The sequence below is a fragment of the Buchnera aphidicola (Aphis glycines) genome (genome assembly GCF_001280225.1).
Classification (GTDB): domain Bacteria; phylum Pseudomonadota; class Gammaproteobacteria; order Enterobacterales; family Enterobacteriaceae; genus Buchnera; species Buchnera aphidicola_E.
Genome location: NZ_CP009253.1, coordinates 211,735 through 234,710, shown reverse-complemented (window position 1 = coordinate 234,710; position 22,976 = coordinate 211,735). Strand labels below are relative to the sequence as shown.

Below are 22,976 nucleotides of genomic sequence, written 5' to 3'. Positions count from 1 at the left end.
ATAAAATGAATATTATACGTATAAAAGAAACTAACTTTTTAAAAAACAAAAAGTTTAATAAAATTCATTTCATAGGAATCGGAGGTTCTGGAATGAATGGAATCGCTTTGATTTTATTACAATTAGGATATAAAATTAGCGGTTCAGATCTTGTAAAAAACGAAATTACAGAAAAATTAAAAAAATTAGGTGCAATTATTTATTTTCATCATGCTAAAAAACATATTAAAAATATTGACTTGATTGTCATATCTAGTGCAATTCCATTGACTAATCCAGAAATTATAGAAGCAAAAAAAAAAAAAATTCCCATATTATTAAGAGCAGAAATGCTAAAAATGCTAATGCAGGATAAATTTGGAATAGCTATTTCTGGAACACATGGAAAAACAACGACTACTTCAATGATTTTTGACATATTTAATGAAAATAAATTAGACCCTACTGTTATTAATGGTGGTTTAATTAGGTCAATTAATTCTTATTCTAAATTAGGAAATTCCGATTATCTTATCGTAGAAGCAGACGAAAGTGATAGTTCATTTCTTTATTTAACCCCCAAAATTATCATTGTAACGAATATCGAACCTGAACATATGAACTATTACAATAACGATTTTAATTTGTTAAAAAAATCATTTTTAAAGTTTATCAGCACAATTCCATTAGATAGTACTGTGATATTATGTATAGATAATACTGCTATACAAGAAATAATTCCAAAAATAAAATGTAAAATAATTACATATGGATTTAATAAAAATTCTGAATTTTGTATTTCTTGCTATAAACAAACTAATTTCATTTCATATTTTACTTTGGTTCGGAAAAAACAATTCAATTTATCAGTTACTTTAAAAATTCCTGGAAAACATAACGCTTTAAATGCAACAGCCGCAATAGCTATTGCAACATATAAACAAATATCTGATCAAAAAATTTTGAAATCATTAAAAAATTTTCAAGGTACTTATAGAAGATTTGAATATCTTGGAAAAATATCAATAAAAAAAAGTAACGTTTTCAAAAAAAATATTATGTTAATAGACGACTATGGTCATCATCCTACCGAAATATCTCAAAATATTAAAACAATAAGAACTAGTTGGCCTAAAAAAAATTTAATAATGATATTTCAACCTCATCGATATACAAGAACATATAACTTATATGATGACTTTGTTAATGTTTTGTCACAAGTAGATATATTATTCATGTTAGATGTTTATTCTGCTAATGAAAATATTATTTCTGGAGCAGATAGTAAAACACTTTTAAAAGATATAAAAAAAATAAAAAATATGAATGTAATTTTAATTAAAAATCATAAAATAATATTAAATTTAATTGCCCCTTATTTAAACGGAAATGATATTATTTTAATACAAGGCGCTGGAGATATAGAAAAAGTAGCTAATAAAATTTTCATCAAAAAATAAAAAGTGATAATATGAAAAAAAAAGTAGCAGTATTATTAGGTGGTAACTCTTCAGAAAGAAAAATATCAATAGCATCAGGATATGCAATTCTAAAGAGTTTAATTCGATCTGGTATTAATGCATATCCATTTGATACACGTGATTTTCCTATTATGCAACTAAAAAAACAGCAGTTCGATATTGCATATATAGCACTGCACGGAAAAGGAGGAGAAGACGGTAGTATTCAAGGGGTTTTAGAATATTTAAATATTCCTTACACTGGTAGTGGTATTATGGCATCTTCTATTGCTTTAGATAAGAAAAAAACTAAACTATTATGGAAATCTGTTGGTCTTCCTGTCTTGCCAGATGTTTATATTCACAAAAAAGACATTCTAAAAAATTTAGATACCTTTTTAATAAAAAAATTTTTCAAATTAGAATATCCAGTTTTGGTCAAACCAAATGATCAAGGTTCAAGTATAGGTATTACATTAGTTTCTTTAAAAGATCAATTAAAAAATGCAATTAAAATAGCATTGAATTATAGTAATAATATTTTAGTAGAAAAATTTATACAAGGAAAAGAATATACAGTTTCAATTCTTGGTGAAAAAATACTACCTTCTATTCATATTCTTACAAAAAATAATTTTTATGACTACACTTCAAAATATGAACTATCTTCTACTAAATATTTATGTCCAAGTGGGTTAAATTTAAACCAAGAAAAAAAATTAAAAAAAATAGCAAAACAAGCTTGGAACATATTAGGATGTAATGGATATGGTAGAATCGACGTAATATTAGACAATGAGAACAAATTTTGGTTATTAGAGATAAATACTATTCCTGGAATGACAAATCGTAGTTTACTTCCAATATCTGCAAATGCTATAGGTGTATCGTTTGATGAACTAGTTTTACAAATTCTAAAGAAAACTATTTTTTCAACTAGTTAAAAAAAATTATTAATATTATAATTTTCAAATATATTGAAGATATTACAGTATTATAAAATATATATAAAAAATTTTTTTAAATCAATATTTTATTACTTATAAAGTATAATCAATTAAGAATGTTGTTTCGATGACATTTATACATTTAAAAATTTACTTTTTTACAATGAATATGATAAAAAAATTTTTAAAAAATTAGATTTTTAAAACTTATTTCTGTCTAAATAAACAATTTTAAAAACATTGTTGATGTCAAATAACTATAATATAAAATATTAGAAATTCTAATTTACAATAAAAAATTAATAATTTAAAAAATATAGTGTAGGCCAAGAAAGAATGATTATATCAACAAATAAAAAATTGGTAGTAGGACTAGAAGTAGGAACTACTAAAGTAGTAACTTTAGTAGGCGAAATTTCAATAGATAGTAAAATAAAAATAGTTGGAATTGGGATATGTAAATCAAAAGGAATAGAGCAAGGAAGAATTAATAATTTAGATTCAGTTGTTTCGTGTATACAGAAGTCTATTTACCAAGCTGAAACTATGGCTAATTGCAATATCACTTCCGTCTATCTATCTTTATCTAGTAAATATATTAATTGTCAAAATGAAATTGGAATAGTCCCTATTTCTGAAGATGAAGTTACCAAAGAAGATATAGAAAACGTAATACACACCGCTAAATCAGTTAAAATTCTCAATGAACATCATATATTACATGTTATTCCGCAAGAATATTCAATTGACCAACAATCTGGAATAAAAAATCCAATAGGTTTATCAGGAATAAGAATGCAAGTAAGAGTTCATCTAATTACATGTCATCAAAACATAGCTAAAAATATTATTAAAGCAGTAGAAACATGCAATATAAAAGTTGATCAAGTAATTTTTGCAGGCTTAGCATCTAGCAAATCTGTATTAAGTAAGGAAGAACGTAAATTAGGTGTATGTATGATTGATATAGGAGGAGGAACAATAGATTTTACTACATATATCGATGGATTTATACAAGATAGCCAAGTGATTCCATATGCAGGAAATATTGTTACTAAAGATATTTCATATGCATTCAATACTTCTTATTCCGATTCAGAAATTATAAAAATTAATTATGAATCCGCATTAAAAACAAACATAGAATCATTAAATAACATTGAATTATCTGAAGAGCATCAAAATTTATTTCAAAACATACAATTCGGTACTGTATCGGAAGTAATTGAATCAAGATATAATGAACTATTAACTTTAATTAATAACAGAATTATTTATGTTCAAAAGAAGCTGTATAAAGAAGGAAGAAAAAATCAATTATCAAGTGGTATAGTATTGACGGGAGGCGCTTCAACTATTTCATTAATCAGCAAATGTGCAGAAAAAATTTTTAAAAACAAAATTCGCATTGCTAAACCTGCAAACATTTCAGGGTTAACTGAAAATATAAATAAACCACATTATTCAACAGTAGTGGGCCTATTACACTATGGAAAAGAATTTTACTTACAATCTCAAAATATAAAAAAAGAAAGTTCTTTTATTGAAAAATGGTTTAAGCACATTAATAATTGGTTTAAAAAAGAATTTTAAATCAATTTTACACATCTCTAAAATTCAAGATAGACAATGGAATTAAATTATGTTTGAACCTGTAGAATTAAGTAATAATGCAATAATTAAAGTAGTTGGTGTAGGTGGAGGCGGTGGAAATGCAGTTGAATATATGGTTAGAGAGCGTATTGAAGGTGTAGAATTTTTTGCCGTTAACACTGATGCCCAAGCTTTAAGAAAAATAGAAGTAGGACAAACTATTCAAATAGGAAATAATATTACTAAAGGACTCGGAGCTGGAGCAAATCCGGAAATTGGACGAAATTCAGCAGAAGAAGACAAAGAATTATTAAAATCAGCACTAGATGGTTCTGATATGGTTTTTATAGCTGCCGGAATGGGAGGTGGGACTGGAACTGGAGCTGCACCAGTAGTAGCAGAGATTGCAAAAGAATTAGGTATTTTAACTGTCGCTGTGGTAACAAAACCTTTTAATTTTGAAGGTAAAAAAAGAATGATTGTAGCTGATCAAGGAGTTATTGAATTATCTAAATATGTTGACTCTTTAATCACAATACCAAACGATAAGTTACTAAAAGTACTCAGTCGGGGTATTTCTTTGTTAGATGCTTTTGGCGCTGCAAACAATGTATTAAAAGGTGCTGTACAAGGTATTGCTGAGCTTATTACACGACCTGGTCTTATGAATGTAGATTTCGCTGACGTTCGAACTGTTATGGTAGAAATGGGATATGCAATGATGGGAACAGGAATATCCTCAGGAGAAAATCGTGCTGAGGAAGCTGCAGAAATAGCAATATCTAGCCCTTTGTTAGAAGATATAGATTTATCGGGAGCTAGAGGTGTTTTAGTTAATATTACTGCTGGTTTTGATTTAAAATTAGATGAATTTGAAACTGTAGGAAACACCATTAGATCTTTTGCTTCAGATAATGCAACAGTTGTAATAGGCACATCTTTAGATCCTGATATGAATGATACACTTCGCGTGACAGTAGTAGCAACTGGAATTGGAATGGAAAAATACTCAGATATTAATCAAATTAAAAAAAAATCTTCTAAAGAAACATTAATGGATTATCGTTATCAATATTTAAATAATTCATCTTCTACATTAGATAAAAAGCATGTAAAAAATGAAATCAAAGAAACAGAACATGTCAAACGTAAAGAACCAGAATATTTAGATATTCCTGCATTTCTTAGAAAAAGATCTGATTAATTATTTAATGATAAAAAATTTCATTAAAAAATATAACTTAATTATGTTACTTTTTATATTTTTTATTATATAATTAACCTGCGCCAATAAAAAAATATCCTATCGGCGCAAGGAATAAAATATATTTTTTATAATTAATGTTTTTAACTTCTTTTTAAATCATTTGTTTTATGATAAAAAATAGTATTTTATTTTAAACAAAGTCTAAATATTTTGAGAATATATTTACAGTGAAAAGTATTATTAATCATCATATTCAATTAACAAACAATGCTGTTAAAAAAATTAAAAATTTTACTTTGATAAAAAAAAATAAAAATTTAAAACTAAGAATATACATTCTTGGTGGTGGATGCAGTGGTTTTACATATCAATTTATTTTTGAAGAAAAAATAAATAAAGATGACATAGTAATTCAAAAAGAAGATGTTTATTTGATTATAGATCCTATTAGCCTTCAGTATTTAGATGGTGGAAAAATAGATTATATAGAAAATTTAGAAGGATCAAAATTTATAGTATATAATCCAAATGCGAAAAACACATGTGGATGCGGAGCATCATTTAATATCTAAAAAAAATAATAAAAATTAATAAACATGAATATAAATATTGGAATTATTGGCGCTATAAATAAAGAAATAAAAATATTTAAAAGGATTATACATCATCAAGAAATAAAACAAATTGGACAATTTAAAATTTACATAGGAAAATTTAAAAAAAATAATATTTTTTTAATAAAATCAGGTATTGGCAAAGTTTCAGCTAGTATTGCAGCAACGATACTTATAAACACGTTTCAAATCAACATTATTATTAACAGTGGTTCAGCGGGTAGTTTAGATCCTAACATAAAAATAGGAGATATTATTATTCCTAAAAAATTATGTTATTATGATGTAAATTTAATAAGCTTTGGATATTCTCGAGGTCAAATACCTCAATATCCAAAAGACTTTAAAATAAACAAATATTTATATCAAATACTTATAGAGACTGCTAAAAAATATGAAATACAATTTTTTACAGGACTAATGATTACTGGAGATTCATTTATCAGAGGAAAAGATTCCATTGAGAAATTGAAATCTCAATTTTCTCATGCCATCGCAGTGGAAATGGAATCTACAGCAATAGCTCAAGTATGTTATCAATTTAACATTCCATTAATTGTTATAAAATCAATATCTGACTTATCTGATACAAAAGCTACAGTAAATTTTAAACAAAATATATCTCTTGCATCATTGCGATCTTTTAATTTAGTGCAATTAATATTAAAAAATATACAATTATATAAATCTGTTGAATAAATAATAGCATTATTTTAATATTTTTGATAATCTTTACTAAATTAAAATATTTTTAAATATTAATTATGCAAATATTTAAAAAATCATTATCCTTCTTTTAAAAATCTAAAAATAAATTCTATTATTTCAATACACTTAAAATCAATTACTAAAAAATTTCTTATTAATATGTTTAAAGGTAAAAATACCATGATTAATAAAAAAATATGGCATGAAAAACTTCATCGTCATCTTGGGCAATATTTTTTAATTGATACAATTTTATATCAAAAAAAAAACAAATACCATGATATTAAAATATTTAATAATGCAGTCATGGGCAACATAATGACTATAGATGATATTGTCCAAACAACAGAAAAAGATGAATTTATATATCATGAAATGTTAAGTCATGTTCCTATATTTTCTCATGGAAATATAAAAGACATATTAATAATAGGAGGAGGTGATGGAGGTATATTAAGAGAAATATGCAAGCATAAAAACATTAAAAACATCACTATGGTAGAAATTGACATTAACATTATTAATTTATGTAAAAAATATTTTCCAAAACACAGTAATAATGCGTACGAAGACCCTCGTTTGAAACTAATTATTGATGATGGACTGTCTTTCGTAAAAAAAACTAATAATAAGTTTGATGTAATTATATCCGATTCAACTGACCCAATTGGATCTGGAAAAAACTTGTTTATTCCAGAGTTCTATTTATATTGTAAAAAAATTCTTAAAAATAATGGAATTTTTGTATCACAAAACGGTATTCCTTTTTTTCAAAAAAATGAAATTATCTCAACTTATAAAAATTTAAAAAAATGTTTTTACGATGTTTATTTTTATCAAGCAGCAATTCCTAGTTATTATGGGGGAGTAATGATTTTTGCATGGGGATCCGACAACACAGAACTACGTTCAATGGACCTTGAAATATTAAAATTTCGTGTAAAAAAAACAAAATTAATTTTTAATTATTACAATCCTAATATACATATAAGCAGTTTTGTTTTACCTCAATATATAATCAATACATTAGATGAAAGTTAGAAATACTTTCATAGGAGAGTAATTAAATTGCAAAAACTAAAATTATATGGCTTTAATAATTTAACAAAAAGCCTAAGTTTTTGTATCTATGATATTTGTTATGCAAATACTAATAATTCAAGAAATAGCTATATTGCATATATTGATGAACAATATAATGCTATCCGATTGACAAAAATATTAAAAAAAACATGTTCAATTATTGGTGCTAATGTACTAAATATATTTCATCAAGATTATGATCCACAAGGCGCTAGTGTAACTATATTAGTATGTGAGGAACCGATAAATTTAGATACAGTCAATGTTGCAAAAAAAAATAATAATATTATTTCATCTTCTGTTTTAGCTCATTTAGACAAAAGTCATATTTGTGTTCATACATATCCAGAAAGTCATCCTCAAAGTGGAATTTGTACTTTCCGAGCGGATATTGAAGTTTCAACTTGTGGTATCATATCTCCACTGAATGCATTAAATTATCTTATCAATCAATTAGAATCAGATATAGTAACAATTGAATATCGTGTTAGAGGATTTACTAGAGATATCGATGGAGTCAAACATTTTATTGATCATAAAATCAATTCTATTCAAAATTTCATGTCTAATCATATTAAATCTATGTATGAAATGGTTGATGTAAATGTATATCAAGAAAATATTTTTCATACTCGAATGTTATTAAGAGAATTTCATTTACAAAATTATTTATTTAATACTAGTATTCAAGATTTATCTAAAAAAGAGTATTCATATATTGCAAATTTGTTATGGAAGGAAATGAGAGAAATATACTACGGAAGAAATATTCCAGTAACAGGGTTAATATAAAATTCATATCATTTATATACCCCTAAAAAATTAATGTTTAATATAATTCTTTTAGAACAAGAAAAGATTATAGAAATGTGATTTCTATAATCTTTTCTTGTTCTAAAAGAATTATATTAAATATTATATAAAAGTATTTTTTTTGAAATTTAATAAATCTGTTATTGTACCTTGAAACATTTCTGATGCTAAACAAATTGATTCACTTAAAGTCGGATGAGCATGAATAGTAAGGGAAAGATCTGCTGCATCACATCCCATCTCAATTGCTAATGTAATTTCATTAATTAACTCGCCAGCATTTTCACCTATTATAGCACCTCCAATGAGTTGTTTATTTGTTTTATTAAAAATTAACTTTGTCACACCTGTCGTACAATTCGAAGCATTTGCTCTTCCAGAAAAATTCCAAGGAAAAATAGAAGCTTCATAATCTATTTCAGATTTTATGGCATCTTTTTCATTTAAACCAACCCATGCAATTTCAGGATCAGTATAGGCTACAGATGGTATAACTTTAGGTTCATAATAATGATTTTTACCAGCAATAACTTCAGCAACAATATGCGACTGATGAATAGCTTTGTGAGCTAACATCGGAAAACCTATAACATCACCAATAGCATAAACGCTAGATATATTAGTTTTTAATTGGTTATTTACTTCAATAAATCCAGAATCATTTAATTTTACACCAATTTTGTTTAATGCTAAATTTTTAATATTAGGATTTCGTCCTATGGCCACTAGGATATTATCATATCGAATATCACGACTTATATTGTTTATTAACATAGAAGTAATTAAACCATTTTCTTTAGGTTCGACGTTTGTAATATGAGTATTTAAAAATAAATTAAATCTCTTATGAATCGATTTGATATATACTTCAGAAATATCTTTATCAACTGAAGGTAAGAAAGTATCAAAACGATCTACAATGTCTACATTTGATCCTAATGCACTATATATTGTAGCCATTTCTAAGCCAATAATTCCTCCTCCTATAATCAAAAAACGATCTGGAATATTTTTCAATGATAAAGCATCTGTAGAATTCCAGATTCTATGATCTTGCATTGGTAACGAAGGTATTTTAATTGGGTGTGAACCAGTAGCAATGATAGAATGTTTAAAAGAAATATCAAATTGATTCTCATTGTTTTCTACAATAATATTATGATCATTGTCAAAATGAGCCAAACCTTGAATGAATCTTATATTTCTTTTTTTACTTATATTATACAAACTAGTTGTAAGTGTATTAATGATATTTGTCTTCCAATCTTGGATTTTATTAATATCAATAGAAGGTTTATTAAAAAAAACTCCTGATCTAGATAAATCTTTTGCACCTTGAATAATTTTAGCTATATGTAAAAGAGATTTTGAAGGAATACATCCCACGTTTAAACAAACACCACCTAATTTTTCATGACGTTCTATCAAAACTGTATCTAAACCCAAATCAGAACATCTAAAAGCTGCAGAGTATCCAGCAGGTCCTGATCCGATTACTACTACTTCTGTTTGAATTTTTTGATGCATATAAACCTCTTGTGATAATGAATTTGATAAAAATATACTTCATGTATATATAATTACATAATTAAATATCGTATATCGGATAATAATTTTTTCAAAAAACAAATAAAATGAGCTGCTTCTGCTCCATTAATAATACGATGATCATAAGATAGAGATAAAGGTAAAGTTAAAGATGGAATAAAGCTTTTACCATTCCAAAGTGGTTTAATTATTGCTCTTGAAACTCCAAGAATTGCAACTTCAGGAAAATTAATAATAGGTGTAAACCAATAACCTCCGATACTTCCTAAATTTGAAATTGTGAAACAACTATCTTTCATATCTAATCGATCTAATTTATTTTGACGAGCTTTATCCGAAAGTAATGTTAATTCAGATGATAAATGAATAATACTTTTTTTATCAACATTTTTTAACACTGGAATAAGCAATCCATTTTTAACATCTACAACGATGCCAATATTAATGTATTTTTTAAAAATAATTGTTTTTTTATCTACAGATAAGGAACTATTAAAAATTGGAAATCGTAATAATGCATGTGCCACTGCTTTCATAACAAAAATTAATATAGTAACATTTTTATAATTAATATTTTTTTTGCATTCTTCGTTATTATAATTTTGACGAAATTCTTCTAATGCGGTAATATTTACCTCATCAAATTGAGTAACATGAGGTATATTTATCCAATTATTAGATAAATTATTTCCAATATTCTTTTGTAAATAATTTATTTCAAGTTGTTCTACTTTTAATTTAGATTTATTATGAGAAATATTTTTTGTATATAATTTCAGATCGTCTTTTAAAATTCTATTTTTTCTGCCTGAACCTAAAACATCACTTAAATTAATATTTAATTCACGTGCTAATCTTCTTACAGAAGGTGTTGCATGTATTACATTTTTTTTAATAGTTGATTTTTTAATTTCACTAACATCGACACTTGCTTGTTCTTGACTATGAGAATTTTTTTGATGTGTCATAAAAATCATTATTACTGAATCAGTAGAAACCTGATCTCCAACTTTTACATTTATTTTTTTCACTACTCCAGATATTGGAGAAGGTATTTCTATAGAAGATTTATCACCTTCAACAGTAATTAATCCTTGCTCTATTTGTATCTGTTCATCTAATTTAACTAAGATTTCTATTACTTCTACTGGATCTAAACCAACATCAGGCATTTTAACTTCAATATGCACTTTATCTCACCTCTTAAGCTAAACGTGGATTAATTTTATCTGCATTGATATTAAATTTAATAATTGCATCTTCTACAAGCTGTTGATCTATCTGATTTGATTTAACCAATAAACTTAAAGCAGCTAATACTATATAATGAGCGCTGACTTCAAAGTGATTACGTAGTTTTTGACGGCTATCTGATCGACCGAAACCATCTGTTCCTAAAACATAATACTCTTTTGAAGGAATATAATTACGTATTTGCTCTGCAAATAATTTCATATAATCAGTAGCTGCAACAACAGGAGAAGAATTCATAATCTTTTTTATATAAGCAATTTTCTTTTCTTTTTTTGGATGCAGCATATTCCATCTTAAACATTCTTCTCCATCTCTAGCTAATTCGGTAAAAGACGTCACACTATAAATATCAACAGTGATAGAATAATCATGAGATAAAATTTCAGCAGCTTCACATATACAACGTAAAATAGCTCCAGAACCCATTAATTGTATTTTTAATTGTGTAGCATATAATGTTTTTAATTTATAAATGCCTTTGCAAATTCCTTTCTCTACTCCTTTAGGCATGGCTGGCATATAATAATTTTCATTTATTGTGGTAATATAATAATATATATTTTCTTGAAGAGGTCCATACATTCTCCGTAATCCATCTTGTATAATAACTGCAACTTCATAAGCAAAAGCAGGATCATAAGAAATACAATTCGGTATTGTTAAAGATTGTATATGACTATGACCATCTTCATGTTGTAAACCTTCACCATTTAAAGTTGTTCTTCCAGATGTAGCTCCAATTAGAAAACCTCTTGCTTGTTGATCACCTGCAGCCCAAAAAAGATCACCAATGCGTTGAAAACCGAATATTGAATAATAAATATAAAAAGGAATCATAGGAAAATCATTAGTACTATAAGAAGTAGCGGCGGCAAGCCAGGATGCAGAAGCTCCTAATTCATTAATTCCCTCTTGTAATATTTGCCCTTGTCTTTCTTCTTTATAATATGCTACTTGTTCACGATCTTGAGGAGTATATTTCTGTCCATTAGGACTATAAATTCCAATTTTTCTAAATAGACCTTCCATTCCAAATGTGCGTGCTTCATCAGCAATAATAGGTACAATTAAATGTTTAATAGAATCATTTTTTAAAATTAAATTCAAGAGTCGAATAAAAGCTATTGTAGTAGAAATATGTTTATTTTGTTCTTCTAATAATGATTGAAATTCTATTAAATCTGGAAGATTTAATTCTTTAGTGAATTTAGATAACCGAAAAGGAAGATAACCACCTAATTTTTTTCTTTGATTCTGCATATAGGAATATTCTTTAGAATTTTTTTTAAAAATTATATAAGGTAATTTTTCTACTTCTTTATCAGATATAGGAATATGAAAGCGATTTCTAATATGTATAATTCCATTTATATTTATTTTCTTTATTTGATGTGCAATATTTTTACCTTCAGCAATTATACCCATACCATAACCTTTTATAGTATGCGCTAAAATAACTGTAGGTTTTCCTTTTGTTTCTTTCGCCTTGACTATTGCATTAAATATTTTTTTAGGATCATGACCTCCTCGATTCAAATTCCATATCTCTTCATCTGTCATATTTTTAACTAATTCTAATGTTTCTTTATACTTTCCAAAAAAATGTTTTCTAACATAGGCGCCATCTTTAGATTTAAATGTTTGATAATCACCATCTATTGTTTCGTTCATTAATTGAATTAACTTTCCAGTTTTATCTTTTGTTAATAAAACATCCCATTTTCCACCCCAAATTACCTTAATTACTTTCCATCCCGCTCCATAAAAAAAACTTTCTAATTCATTTACAATTTTACCGTTTCCTATCACTGGTCCATCTAATCTTTGCAAATTGCAATTTATTATAAAAATTAAATTGTCTAATTTTTCACGAACCGCAATAGATATAGCTCCTTTAGATTCTGGCTCATCCATTTCACCATCACCTAAAAAAGCATAAACTGTTTGTTGTGAAGTATTTTTTAAACCTCGATTATGAAGATATTTTAAAAATTTAGCTTGATAAATAGCACATAACGGACCAAGACCCATCGAAACGGTAGGAAATTGCCAAAAATTAGGCATTAATTTAGGATGAGGATAAGAAGATAATCCATTGCCATCAACTTCTTGCCTGAAATTATCAATTTGTTTTACAGATAAACGTCCTTCTAAAAATGATCGCGCATAAATTCCGGGAGAAATATGACCTTGGAAATACACTAAATCACCTCCGTCATAATTATTTTTAGCGCGAAAGAAATGATTGAAACAAACTTCATATATAGTAGCAGATGATTGAAAAGAAGATAAATGACCACCTAATTCTAAATTTTTTTTTGATGCGCGTAGCACCATCATAATAGCGTTCCATCGAATAGCAGAACGAATTTTTTTTTCCAGAATCAAATCCCCGGGATATTCAATTTCATCTTGCTTATTTATAGTGTTAATATAATTACTAGTAAAAAAACATTTAAAAAAATCTAATTTATTTATTTGAGACTGTTCTAAAATTTTTTCAATTAAAAAACGGGCTCTTCTAATACCTTCTTTTTGAATAACAGATTCAATTGATTGCACCCAATCGTTAGTTTCAATTGGATCCACGTCATCATATAAATTTTCTGACATGGTATAAGTTCCTTATATATTATTTTAAATAATAAAATTTAAATTAAATTTGAAATATTAAATAAATTATTACTTTCAGATATAATGAAATATTTTTAAAAAAATTTTTTATGAATCATAAATTATTAATTTATAAAAAAAATCAATAAAATCAACTACAAAATAATTAATTTTATTGATTTTATTATCTTTAAATGCTTTAAACGACGTACAGATGTCAATATGTAAAATCATTAAAAACACGGTTTTCTTGCTCATTCACTCTTATAAAAGTAGTCCTTTTAGTTAACTCTTTTAACTTTTGCGCACCTACATAAGTACACGCGGATCGAAGACCTCCTAAAATATCTTGCATGGTTATATCGACGTTACCCCGAAATGGTATTTTCACTATTTTACCTTCTGAGGCACGATAGCCTTTGATCTGACCTGAATAACGTTGCATTGCTGAAGAAGAACTCATACCATAAAATAACATGAATTTTTTTGAATGTTCTTTAATAATTTTTCCTGAACACTCATAATGCCCTGATAACATACCCCCCAACATTACAAAATCTGATCCGCCCCCAAAAGCTTTTGCAATATCACCAGAAACAATACATCCACCATCACTAATAATTTGACCATTTAGTCCATGCGCAGCATCTGCACACTCTATAATAGCCGAAAGTTGAGGATAACCTACACCTGTTTTAACTCTTGTAGTACAAACTGAGCCTGGTCCAATACCAACTTTAACTATATCAGCTCCAGATAAAATTAATTCTTCAACCATTTCGCCAGTAACCACATTTCCAGCGCAAATAATTGCATTAGGATATGAATCTCTTACTTTTTTTAAAAAAGAAACAAAACATTCGGAATAACCATTAGCAACATCAATACAAATATATTTTAATTTAGAAGATAATGATAAAATTTTTTGAATTTTTAAAAAATCTAAATCAGATGTTCCGATTGATACAATAACATGTTCCAATGTTTTCTCTGTCGATTTGTTAATAAACACTTTCCATTCATCAAAAGAATAATATTTATGTATCGCAGTTAAAATATTAAAACTTGATAAAGACAAAGCCATTTCAAATGTTCCAATTGTATCCATATTTGCAGCAATGATTGGAATACCAGACCATTGATGACACGAATACTTAAAAGTAAAAGATCGGATAAGATTAACTTCAGAACGACTTTTTAAAATAGACCGCTTAGGTCTAATTAAAACATCTTTAAAACCTAGTTTAATGTCTTCTTCTATGCGCATTTAATTAGTTTCCTACAATCCATACATAAAACATATAAAATAATATTTTTAAAATATTGAATATTATGATTGAAATATTATATATTTTAATTAAAATAACGAATATTTCATATGCTCAAGAACATTTAAATAAAAAATAATTATGACTTATATTGTAGCACTTACTGGAGGTATTGGTAGCGGAAAAACTACTATTTCTAATAGTTTTAAAAAAATAGGTATAAACATTATTGATACCGACATTATCGGAAAAAAAATAATAGAAAAAAACATAAAAATATTTCACTCTATTAAAAAAAAATTTGGAAATAACATATTAAATTCAAATCAATCAATAAATCGAAAATTACTTAGAAAATATATTTTCAATGATAAACAAAATAAATTATGGTTAGAAAATATGTTAATTCCAGAAATTTATAAAGAAAGTAAAAAACAAATACGATCATCAAATTCAATTTGGTGTTTATGGGTTGTACCATTGCTAATTGAAAAAAAACTCGATAAAATAGCAGATCGAATTCTTGTAGTTGATACACCTGTAAAAACTCAAATAAAACGTATAATGATAAGAGATGAAATTAGTTTATATCAAGCGCAAAAAATAATTTACCAACAAACTGATAGAAAGAAAAGAATTTTGATTGCAGATGATATTATTTTAAATAACAACAAAAATATGAGAATGCTGGATATATATGTTCATTATTTAAACTATTTTTATACATATTTATTTAATAAATATAAACGCAAGAATTATAAAAAATCAATTTTCAAAAAAAATTATCTAACTAAATTATACTAGTTAATGTCAATATTTACTTAATGTTTTTAATTTTTAATTTCGATAAAATTAGCACTTATAAACATGTTAAATTTTAGTTTTTTAAAATCAATCTAAATATAATTATAACATTCTTGGTTAAATGCTCTACCTTCCCATTTTTGAATTATAAAAAATATAATTTAATTTTTTAAAAGAAACATCTTAATATGAAAAAAGTGAAATTTTAATATTATTATGCTGAACTCTTCTAATATTTTACGTTTTCATCTACATATAATATTTGCATTGTTTTTTGTTTTCCCAGCGAGACATTCCCAAATTTTTGTCTTATATTTAATGTGATTAGATTTGATAATATAAAATTTTTTTTTGAAAATTATTCCAATTTCAACTGTGTTTAAGTCATAAAATTGAATATAAATTCAAATAATATATTGCATTATACAATTATATAACACCATGACAATATTTATATTTTTTATTAGAACCGCAAAAACACAATGTATTTCTTCCAATTTTAACATCATCTAATGATTTAGATAAATTTTTTTTAAAATTAAAATATTTTTTCACATAAGATATATCTAATTTACTAAGAAAAGATATCACTTCATACTTAAGTAATTCTAACATGCTAGCAAACATATTAAAAGATTCTCTTTTATATTCTTGTTTGGGATCTTTTTGTGCATAACCGCGAAGATGAATTCCTTGTCTTAAATAATTCATGGCTGATAAATGATCTTTCCAAAGATCATCTAATGTTTGTAACATAATAGTTTTTTCTATAATTCTAATATTAGAATCACCTATTAAAGATTCTTTATTTTTATAATTTTTTTTCGCAATATTAACAATTTTCTCTATAATATTATCTACAGTGAAATTAGAAGATTTTTTCATCCAATCTAAAATAGATACATGTATATTAAATTCAATATTTAATTTATTTTCTAAATCTAAAATTTTCCAATTATTTTTCTTAATTTTTTTGTTAATATATTTTTTTATAGTAGAATTTAATACATCTATTAAGATGTCATCAATGATTTTTTTTACATTTTCTGAATTAATTAATTTATTACGTTGAGCGTAAATTACACGACGTTGTTCATTGTACACATCATCATATTCTAATAATTGTTTTCTAACATCAAAATTTCTATTTTCTACTTTTTTTTGGGCGTTTTCAATTGCTTTAGTAACCCAAGGATGTTCAATAGCTTCATTTTCAGACAACCCTAATTTACGCATCATATTAATAATTTTTTCAGATATAAAAATTCTCATTAACGAGTCTTCCATAGATAAATAAAAACGAGAAGAGCCACTATCTCCTTGACGACCTGAGCGTCCTCTTAATTGGTTATCAATACGACGTGATTCATGACGTTCGGTACCAATAATATGCAAACCACCAGATAACACAACTAAATCATGTTCTTTTTTCCATTTTTTTTGTATTTTTTCGATCTCTTGAAAAGACACTTGTTTATTCAATTGTAAATCTATACTACCACCTAAAACTATATCAGTACCCCTCCCAGCCATATTAGTAGCAATGGTAACTGACTGAGATTTTCCCGCTTGCGCTATAATTTCAGCTTCTTTTTCGTGAAATTTTGCATTTAATACATTATGTTTAATTTTTAAATCTTTTAATTGTTTTGAGATAAATTCCGATTTTTCAATAGATACTGTTCCAACCAAAACAGGTTGATTATTTTTAACACAACTCTGAATATCTTTTAAAATAGCGTGCATTTTTTCTTTTTCAGTCATATAAACTAAATCAGGCATATCTTTCCTAATCATCGGTTTATTAGTTGGTATAACAATTGTATCTAAATTATAAATAGATTTAAATTCAAATGCTTCGGTTTCTGCTGTTCCTGTCATGCCTGAGATTTTTTTGTATAAACGAAAATAATTTTGAAATGTAATAGATGCTAAAGTTTGGTTTTCATTTTTTATACTAACTTTTTCTTTAGCTTCTATTGCTTGATGCAATCCATCTGACCATCTTCTTCCTGGCATAGTTCTTCCTGTATGCTCATCTACGATTATTACACTGTTATTTTTTACAAGATAATCTACATCTCTAACAAATAATGTATGAGCACGCAAAGCTGATATAACATGATGCATTAATATAATATTATTAGAAGAATATAATGATTCATTACTGTTCATTAATTTCTTATGAATTAATAACTTTTCAAGTTTAATTAACCCTCTCTCAGTTAAATAAATTTGTTTTTCTTTTTCATCTACTGTAAAGTGACCTTGTCCTTGAAAATCCTCAGAATCTTCTTTTTTTTGCGCACTTAATAATGGCACTATTGTATTAATTTCTTGATATAAAAACGAACTATCTTCTGAAGGACCTGAAATAATTAAAGGCGTTCTAGCTTCATCTATTAAAATAGAATCTACTTCATCTATTAATGCATAATTTAATTGACGTTGAACTCTTTCTTCATTAGAGAAAACCATATTATCTCGTAAATAATCAAACCCATATTCATTATTTGTACCATAAGTAATATCACAAGAATAAGCATGTTTTTTTTGGGGGAAAGACATATCAGGTAAATTTAATCCTACTGATAGCCCAAGAAATTCAAATAATGAAGTGTTTTTTTTAGCATCTCGCTTCGCTAAATAATCATTCATCGTAACTATATGAACACCTTGCTTCGATAAAGCATTTAAATAAGCTGGAAGAGTTGATGTTAAAGTCTTTCCTTCTCCTGTACGCATTTCCGCAACACACTGTTTATTTAAAACTATTCCACCGAGAATTTGAACATCAAAATGACGCATATTAAAAACACGTTTACTTGCTTCTCGAACAGTAGCAAAAGATTCTACTAACAAATCATTTAAAGATTCTCCTTTTTTTAATCGTAATTGAAATAATTTTGTATTGTCTTGAAGCTGAATATCAGAAAATTTTTCGAAAGTTTTTTCTAAGTAATTAATTTTAGAAACAATTTTATTATATTTGTTTAAAATACGGTCATTATAACTTCCAAACATTTTCTTTAAAAATTTCATTAACATATTACAACTCTCAAATTATATTTTTTATTGTAATTTAATAATTTTTTATATAATTTATAATAAATACATTCATGTATTTTGAAACATCTATCAAACTTGATATTTATTAATTAAAAAAATCAAAATTAAATGTATATAAAAATTTCCACTTAAAACAAAGAATTTTTATACTGACTATGTTCTTAGTACTATTGAACATATTTTATTGTATAAATTTTAATATTTACGAATTATATCGTTATTGATTCTGTATACTTACTATTTTTTTAAAATAATTTTTTATTATTATTTATATCAAAATATACAGATATTTTTCGAAGGATTTAATATTAATAGAATCAGACATAGATATTCAAGATATTTTTAGTAAACTTGCATTACTCTATAAAATCTATATAATTTATCCGACTTATTACTATCTCGACTTATCCAAATAAATACAACATGCTCTCAACCTATACCTATAAGTTAAATATTTACTAAATTATTTGTAGTACTAGTGTTTCTAGTTAAAGATGAATTTGAAAATAACTGGCCTAAAAATTTAGCTACTCTAAAAATGGTAACTTTGTACGTATCATATACTGTTATATATTCCGATTCAGAAAAAGCTATTTTTTTAAATTGCAATAAAATTTGATATAATATCTTTCTATTATCAGAAATAATAAATTTTACTGAAGATATGAATGCATTACATCCTTTATTCAGAATTAATTAAAAAATTCGCATAATTTCAATAGGTATTAAATTAATCGAATCCAGTGAAATCGAAGGAAAACAATTTAAATATTTCCCATAAACACAAAAATGAATCCAATTTTTTATTAATGAACTTAAACTTATATCGATACTTCAATTAACTATGAGTGTATTGATAGAATGAGTTCATCCCTCTAAAAAAATTACTCGTTTTTATTAAATTGATAATTATTATTTTGAGAAATCCTATATATACCATTTTCTAGTTTGATTGAAAAAGGATCATTATATACCCAATGTTTAAAATGATATTTTTAGGATTAGATAAAACTTATAAGCAAATAACAGATTTAGATAAATAACGAATTGAACGATGAGCTTGTAAAACCCAATTATAAATATATGACGTTGAATGAGAACTACTAAACTAGAGCATTGATATCACCGCTAAATTTATATACTAAAATCATTTCAATTTCTAAATCTTTTAATTTTTTTAATTCAAGCGCACTTACTGTAACAACTTTTTAACAGTATTGTAAGATAAAAAGTCTAAAGTAGTAAATATTTTTAAACCTTCCCAGTTTTTATCTTAATTTTTTAATTGTTATTTGCATTCCATTCGAACAAGTTTTGGAAAATTTGCATATTCTGAAATAATAAATGCTTTTTATATAAATCTTTAAATGTTTTTTATACAGTTATAAGTAAGTTTTTTAATTCAACTTTAATGAAGAAGTCAAAAAACTAAATTTCTTCTATCTCGAGCTAATTCTCAATATCTTAAAAAATGATATAAAGAAGAACCTCTAACTATACTAACTAGTAAAGTACGTTGATCTAAGTTTAATTTATTAATTAATCAGTCAAATAAACACAACCAGCCAGGGAGACGCTTTACATCTTCTGATTACCATCTTGTCATAAATAAACTTTATTTGAATATAATTGTAAAATGCAATTTTACTTATAAAATCCATTAAAAATCAACACCATTGTATTTCATTGACTTTTTTAATATCGAACAAGTATTTTTTAGAAAAAGATTTTTAATTAACTGTTAGGAAAATGTTCTACTTCCTTGTATTTGTTCTACTACAATATTAACTAATAACGCTGGCGTCATAAATGATATATTAATACTATCATAGTTATAAAATTTTTTATCTTCTCTTCCTAATAATATTTTAATTAAAATAACAAGATATTTAGATCAGGTAAAAATGCGTTTTCTCTTTTTAAAAAATTTTAATATACTAATTAATTTATGTTTTAATCGAAAAAAAATTAAAATTACAATAATTTTCAATGTTTTTAATTTTTCATAAAAAATTTTTGTTAAAAACTAATCTGACATAAATTACTTTTTCGTTAGTATTTGGAAAATTAAAATAGGACGTATAAATTCTATATTTTATTTTTTAGACGATATTTTCAAGTATCGTAATTTTATTAAATTTTTTATACATTGTAATTTTTAAAAATATTCAAATTTTTTTTGAAAAAATAAATTGTTTAGTTCTAAATCGATTATTCAAATATACATTGAATTAGGACACTGCTATACTTGATATTTATTGCATAGCTGATTTCATGTATAGAACAACATAAAAAATTATTACAATCAACGTTAGAATAAAAATTTTTTAATAATTTTTTATCCACATATGATAAAATTTGATTAATTCAAATATCTTAGATTAAAAAATATATTTTGTTGAAAAATTAATATAAATTTTCAAGTATATTTTACTTGAAAAAATAATTATTATATTTTAATAAAATATCTTTAAATTTTGGTAAGTTAAAACAGTCTGGATACTCCACAGATAATAAATACAAACCTTTAGCTGGAGCAGTAGGACCTGCATAATTTCGATTTTTTTTTTTAATAAATTTTTCATTACATTGTCCTTTTTTATAAAGTTAATTTGTATTAAAGAACCAACAATATTACGAACCATATGATATAGAAAAGAATTTGCTGTAATATCAACAATGACAAAATCGTTAATAGAATAAACATTAATTTTCGTAATTTCTTTTTGAGGTGAATAAGATTGACAGCCTGATGCTCGAAAAGAAGAAAAATTATGATTACCTAGTAAATGCTGTGCTTCAGAGTGCATTTTTAAAACATTTAATTTTTGATAAACATGATTAGATTTTTTATATACAATACTAGAACGACAAACAGAATTATAGATTAAATATCGATAAGTACGTCTAATAGCACTTCGACAAGCATGAAAATAAATAGGAACTTCTCTAGCCCATTGTATTGAAATATTTTTAGATAAGTAAGTATTTACCCCAACTGTCCAGGCATATTGGCTTCTCGTAGAAATAGTTTCAAAATGAATCACCTGTCCTATGCTGTGAACTCCAGTGTCAGTTCTACCGGCGCAAATAACATGCACTTTATGATTTGCAATTTTAGATAAACATAGCTCTATTTCTTCTTGAATAGAAGAGCAATTTTTTTGGCGTTGCCAACCATGGTAATATGCTCCATCATATTCTATTCCTAAAGCAATTTTTTTTACTTCTTTTTTCATCATTTAAAATGATCCTTGTCGTATATTAATAGTTAAATTAAATGTACATTTATAAATCTATAATTTTATAAAACAACGTTTAATTAAAGTTTATGTTAAAATTAGTGTTAAATACTTTCTAAAAAAATATTGTACTTATTAAAAAAATTATTTACAAAAAAAATAAAACATATTACATATAAAATATTTATAAATTATTTATAATACATACTGACTAAAAAAAAATAATATCTTTTAAATTTTCAATTAAAATTTTAATAGGAAAAAACTATGGAAAAAGAAAAACAAAAAAAAAAATCTTCTTTGAATGTTCTTTCTATCGCTGGATTAAAACCTTATCAAAAAAAAACAGATGAACAATATATGAATCAAAGTCAAATGTTGCATTTCAAAAAAATCCTTGAAACATGGAAAAATCAATTAAAATTTGAAATTAACCACACTTTACTTTATATACAAGATAAATCGACTAATTTTCCAGATCCAATTGATAGGGCTGCTCAAGAAGAAGAATTTAGTTTGGAATTGCGAAACCGAGATAGAAGTCGAAAATTAATTAAAAAAATTGAAATTACTTTGAAAAAAATAAAAAATAATGATTTTGGTTATTGTAATTCTTGTGGAATTGAGATCGGAATACGTCGACTAGAAGCCAGACCAACTGCAAGTTTATGCATTGATTGCAAAACATTGGCAGAAATTAGAGAAAAACAAATGGCTGGTTAGTATATAGATGAGGATATTCGATTGATATATAAAATTATCTCGAGTATCCTT

The 22,976-nt window shown here is 25.5% G+C and carries 15 protein-coding genes and 1 pseudogene; 10 read left to right on the top strand and 6 right to left on the bottom strand.

From position 1 onward, the window contains the following. Nucleotides 1–5: 5 nt before the first annotated feature. The 8 genes from murC (at nucleotide 6) to speD (ending at nucleotide 8,383) form a co-directional block, all read left to right on the top strand. Nucleotides 6–1,439 (top strand): UDP-N-acetylmuramate--L-alanine ligase, encoded by a 1,434-nt coding sequence (gene murC, locus IX46_RS01080; protein ID WP_053940183.1) that lies wholly within the window; start codon nucleotides 6–8, stop codon nucleotides 1,437–1,439. Nucleotides 1,440–1,450: 11 nt separating this feature from the next. Beyond that, the gene (locus IX46_RS01075) at nucleotides 1,451–2,383 is read left to right on the top strand and encodes a D-alanine--D-alanine ligase (protein WP_053940182.1); all 933 of its coding nucleotides are present in this window, start codon (nucleotides 1,451–1,453) and stop codon (nucleotides 2,381–2,383) included. Nucleotides 2,384–2,722: 339 nt separating this feature from the next. After that, on the top strand, nucleotides 2,723–3,979 hold the full coding sequence (gene ftsA / locus IX46_RS01070; RefSeq protein WP_053940181.1) for a cell division protein FtsA: 1,257 nt from the start codon (nucleotides 2,723–2,725) through the stop codon (nucleotides 3,977–3,979). Nucleotides 3,980–4,028: 49 nt separating this feature from the next. Beyond that, a complete protein-coding gene (gene ftsZ / locus IX46_RS01065) occupies nucleotides 4,029–5,183 on the top strand; it encodes a cell division protein FtsZ (RefSeq protein ID WP_053940180.1) in 1,155 nt (384 codons plus the stop codon). Nucleotides 5,184–5,413: 230 nt separating this feature from the next. Further along, nucleotides 5,414–5,758, top strand: a complete 345-nt coding sequence (gene erpA / locus IX46_RS01060) for an iron-sulfur cluster insertion protein ErpA (RefSeq protein WP_053940179.1) — start codon at nucleotides 5,414–5,416, stop codon at nucleotides 5,756–5,758. Nucleotides 5,759–5,788: 30 nt separating this feature from the next. Then, on the top strand, nucleotides 5,789–6,499 hold the full coding sequence (locus IX46_RS01055; protein ID WP_053940532.1) for a 5'-methylthioadenosine/adenosylhomocysteine nucleosidase: 711 nt from the start codon (nucleotides 5,789–5,791) through the stop codon (nucleotides 6,497–6,499). Between the two features lie 189 nt (nucleotides 6,500–6,688). After that, nucleotides 6,689–7,549, top strand: coding sequence for a polyamine aminopropyltransferase (gene speE, locus IX46_RS01050; RefSeq protein ID WP_053940178.1), 861 nt, complete (start codon nucleotides 6,689–6,691; stop codon nucleotides 7,547–7,549). A gap of 27 nt (nucleotides 7,550–7,576) precedes the next feature. After that, nucleotides 7,577–8,383 carry an adenosylmethionine decarboxylase gene (gene speD / locus IX46_RS01045; RefSeq protein WP_053940177.1) on the top strand — a complete coding sequence of 269 codons (807 nt, stop codon included), beginning with the start codon at nucleotides 7,577–7,579 and terminating at the stop codon, nucleotides 8,381–8,383. Nucleotides 8,384–8,506: 123 nt separating this feature from the next. Here the strand turns inward: speD and lpdA are convergent, their stop codons facing one another. From lpdA to IX46_RS01025, 4 genes are all read right to left on the bottom strand, one after another. Next, nucleotides 8,507–9,931 carry a dihydrolipoyl dehydrogenase gene (lpdA, locus tag IX46_RS01040; protein WP_053940176.1) on the bottom strand — a complete coding sequence of 475 codons (1,425 nt, stop codon included), beginning with the start codon at nucleotides 9,929–9,931 and terminating at the stop codon, nucleotides 8,507–8,509. Between the two features lie 53 nt (nucleotides 9,932–9,984). Continuing rightward, nucleotides 9,985–11,124 carry a 2-oxo acid dehydrogenase subunit E2 gene (locus IX46_RS01035; RefSeq protein WP_053940531.1) on the bottom strand — a complete coding sequence of 380 codons (1,140 nt, stop codon included), beginning with the start codon at nucleotides 11,122–11,124 and terminating at the stop codon, nucleotides 9,985–9,987. Nucleotides 11,125–11,155: 31 nt separating this feature from the next. Beyond that, nucleotides 11,156–13,819, bottom strand: a complete 2,664-nt coding sequence (gene aceE, locus IX46_RS01030; RefSeq protein WP_053940175.1) for a pyruvate dehydrogenase (acetyl-transferring), homodimeric type — start codon at nucleotides 13,817–13,819, stop codon at nucleotides 11,156–11,158. Nucleotides 13,820–14,036: 217 nt separating this feature from the next. Beyond that, complete coding sequence (locus tag IX46_RS01025) at nucleotides 14,037–15,086, bottom strand: GMP reductase (RefSeq protein WP_053940174.1); 1,050 nt, start codon at nucleotides 15,084–15,086, stop codon at nucleotides 14,037–14,039. A gap of 142 nt (nucleotides 15,087–15,228) precedes the next feature. Between IX46_RS01025 and coaE the strand changes: the two genes are divergently transcribed. Further along, on the top strand, nucleotides 15,229–15,891 hold the full coding sequence (coaE, locus tag IX46_RS01020; protein WP_053940173.1) for a dephospho-CoA kinase: 663 nt from the start codon (nucleotides 15,229–15,231) through the stop codon (nucleotides 15,889–15,891). A 429-nt stretch (nucleotides 15,892–16,320) separates the two neighbouring features. Here coaE and secA read toward each other — a convergent pair whose 3' ends face one another. Together secA and truA are read right to left on the bottom strand one after the other, a co-directional pair. Beyond that, a complete protein-coding gene (secA, locus tag IX46_RS01015) occupies nucleotides 16,321–18,939 on the bottom strand; it encodes a preprotein translocase subunit SecA (RefSeq protein ID WP_053940172.1) in 2,619 nt (872 codons plus the stop codon). Nucleotides 18,940–21,390: 2,451 nt separating this feature from the next. Beyond that, a pseudogene (truA, locus tag IX46_RS01010) lies at nucleotides 21,391–22,202 on the bottom strand (tRNA pseudouridine(38-40) synthase TruA). 267 nt (nucleotides 22,203–22,469) lie between these two features. Here truA and dksA point away from each other — a divergent pair. Further along, complete coding sequence (dksA, locus tag IX46_RS01005; protein WP_053940171.1) at nucleotides 22,470–22,925, top strand: RNA polymerase-binding protein DksA; 456 nt, start codon at nucleotides 22,470–22,472, stop codon at nucleotides 22,923–22,925. The last annotated feature ends 51 nt before the right edge of the window (nucleotides 22,926–22,976 follow it).